This window comes from Nocardiopsis chromatogenes YIM 90109, assembly GCF_000341185.1.
Taxonomy (GTDB): Bacteria; Actinomycetota; Actinomycetes; order Streptosporangiales; family Streptosporangiaceae; genus Nocardiopsis_A; species Nocardiopsis_A chromatogenes.
In genome coordinates this window covers 1-2084 of record NZ_ANBH01000095.1, presented here as the reverse complement: position 1 = coordinate 2084, position 2084 = coordinate 1, and the positions used below count along the sequence as shown (strand labels likewise).

At 75.9% G+C, this 2084-nt stretch carries 3 protein-coding genes; all 3 read right to left on the bottom strand.

Annotated elements, in window-relative coordinates; all coding sequences use genetic code 11:
- Positions 1-34: 34 nt before the first annotated feature.
- The 3 genes from D476_RS0109365 to D476_RS0109355 all read right to left on the bottom strand — a co-directional run bounded on the left by D476_RS0109365 (position 35) and on the right by D476_RS0109355 (position 1558).
- Positions 35-214, bottom strand: a complete 180-nt coding sequence (locus D476_RS0109365; RefSeq protein ID WP_017623688.1) for a hypothetical protein — start codon at positions 212-214, stop codon at positions 35-37.
- 237 nt (positions 215-451) lie between these two features.
- Entirely contained in the window at positions 452-1108 is a 657-nt protein-coding gene (locus D476_RS0109360) for a VOC family protein (protein WP_040725796.1), read from the bottom strand.
- A 252-nt stretch (positions 1109-1360) separates the two neighbouring features.
- Positions 1361-1558, bottom strand: a complete 198-nt coding sequence (locus D476_RS0109355; protein ID WP_152529292.1) for a hypothetical protein — start codon at positions 1556-1558, stop codon at positions 1361-1363.
- Positions 1559-2084 lie beyond the last annotated feature (526 nt).

The following is a 2084-nucleotide window of genomic DNA, read 5'->3' as shown; positions in this document are numbered from 1 at the left end:
GGCCCGCCGACCGGTCGGCGGGCCACCGCCCCGATCACTCCGTGCGGCCGTCCGCGGCCTTCCCCTCGCCCCCCTCGTCCGCGCCGCCGTCCCGCGTGGGGTCCGGAGAACCCGGCCCCTGCACGGCGGCCCCGTCCCGTCGGCCCATGAAGACATAGGCGGCCACCGCCGCGCCGAGGATGAGCACGGGCAGGACGAAGAGCACGAAGGTCATATCGGCCTCACTCCATCGGGGGGATATCGGGGGGAATCGCCGCGCCGCCGTCGACTCGGAGGGCCGCGGCCCACGGGCACCGGAGACCATTCCACCCCAAAGCCGCGAACCACGACGATCGGCGCGCAATGGCCCGTCATCCGACATCCTGCGTTCTCCGGACAGTGCACGGATGCCCCTGTAACCGAGTGGTGATCCGATGGGATCGGACCCGCAACCGGACGGCGGCCGCTCCGGTCAACCCGTCCCGGACACCGCGGGCGGGGGGCCGAGTTCGACACGGCCGTTCGGGGTGTCCAGGACGACGACGAGTCCGGCAGGGCCGGGCTCGGCGCGGACCCCGGCGCCGACCGCGTCCAGCGGCCCGGCGACCGCACCGGGGTCAGGGGCCTGCACGCGCATGCCCGCCAGGCGCACCTCCGGGATCGCCGAGGCCGTCGGGTGCGGAGTGCTTCCCCAGTCGATGAGGAAGGGGACCGCGCCGGAGGGGTGGGCGCCCAGCGGGTCGGTGAGGGTCCAGCTCAGGAGGGTGCCGTCGGGGCGGTTCCGGCTCATGGCCAGGACGCGGCCCGGGTCGTACCCGGCGCTGCGCGCGCGGCGCGCGTGGTCGGCCAGGCCGTCCCGGCGCACGGCCCAGGTGACGGCGCCGGGGCCGGAGAGGCCGTCGACGCGGAACGGCCGCGGCCCGGCGGGCGGGATCTGGGACGGGTCGGGCCCGACCAGCTCCAGGTAGGCGCCGTGCCCGATCCCGACGAGGAGGTTGCGGGTCCCCCACCCCGGGTGCGACCCGCCCACGGCGGGTTCGACCCCGGTGAGGCGGGCGAACGCGTCCCCCGCCGAGGGGAGGTCCGGAGCGGCGTACACGATGTGGTCCAAGCCGGGAGGGATGCCCATGCCCGCCATTGTGACGCGGGACGCACCACGGGACCCACACGGGTTCGGGGCGTGATCGCCGGGCGGGCAGGACACCGGGGCGCCGTGCGGCGGACAGGCGACCACCGCGGCGGCGATCGAGCGGGGTTACCGCCGCCGCGGCGGTCACCCCTCAATGAGTCCCCACGGGTCCCGGCGTCCCGCAGGTTTATCGCTTCGTTACCTCATTTTCCGGAGGCGCCTCCCGCCACCCGCGGAACCACACGTCGGCCGTCACTCGGCCGCGGCGAGGAATCGCAGACGGGAGGCGTCGTAGTAGTTGTAGATCGTCACCAGCGGCTCGCCCTCCTCCGGCGGCGGGGCGAACCGGCTCCACTCCTCCACACCGAGCTGGAAGTCGCCCCCTTGCGGCCCCGCCGCGTCGGTGACCAGGTAGTAGCTGCCGTCCGGGTGCATGAGGAAGCGGAACATCTGCCCTTCCCGGTCCGCACGGCAGGGCTCGTGGCTGACCGCGTCGCCCNCGGCGCCCCCCGCCGGTCCCGACGTTGCGCAGCCAGGTGCGGTCGTCCCCGGCGGCGGGGGCGAACGTCTCCCACACCTCGTCCTCGTCCCCGCTGCAGTCCCCGACGACCACACGCCCGCCCTCCGGCACGACGCAGGCGCCCGTCCCGGCGTTCATCAGGCGCGCCGACTGCGCGCCCGGACCGATGTCGTCGCCGCGCTCCCGCAGCGAGACGTCGTCGTCTCCTCCTCCGCCGCCGCCGCGCTCGTCCTCCCGTTCGCCCTCCGGCTCGTCCTCGGTCTCCTCGGCGGTGTCGTCCTCGTCCTGCTGTGCGGGGGCGGGCGCGACGGTGGGCCCCGGGTCCGGCTCCTCCAGCGGCTGGGGCGGGTCCTGCACCGGTTCCCGGGGCGCCCTGGGGACGGCGGCGGTGGCCGTGTCCTGGGACCGCTGCTGCTCCGGCGCGGGGACGCCCCCCAGCACGGCCGCGCCGCCGAT

Bases quoted from the DNA above. Each gene is read 5' to 3' on its own strand.
- D476_RS0109355 (WP_152529292.1), bottom strand. From the start codon at position 1,558: ATGTTCCGCTTCCTCATGCACCCGGACGGCAGCTACTACCTGGTCACC.
- D476_RS0109360 (WP_040725796.1), bottom strand. From the start codon at position 1,108: ATGGGCATCCCTCCCGGCTTGGACCACATCGTGTACGCCGCTCCGGAC.
- D476_RS0109365 (WP_017623688.1), bottom strand. From the start codon at position 214: ATGACCTTCGTGCTCTTCGTCCTGCCCGTGCTCATCCTCGGCGCGGCG.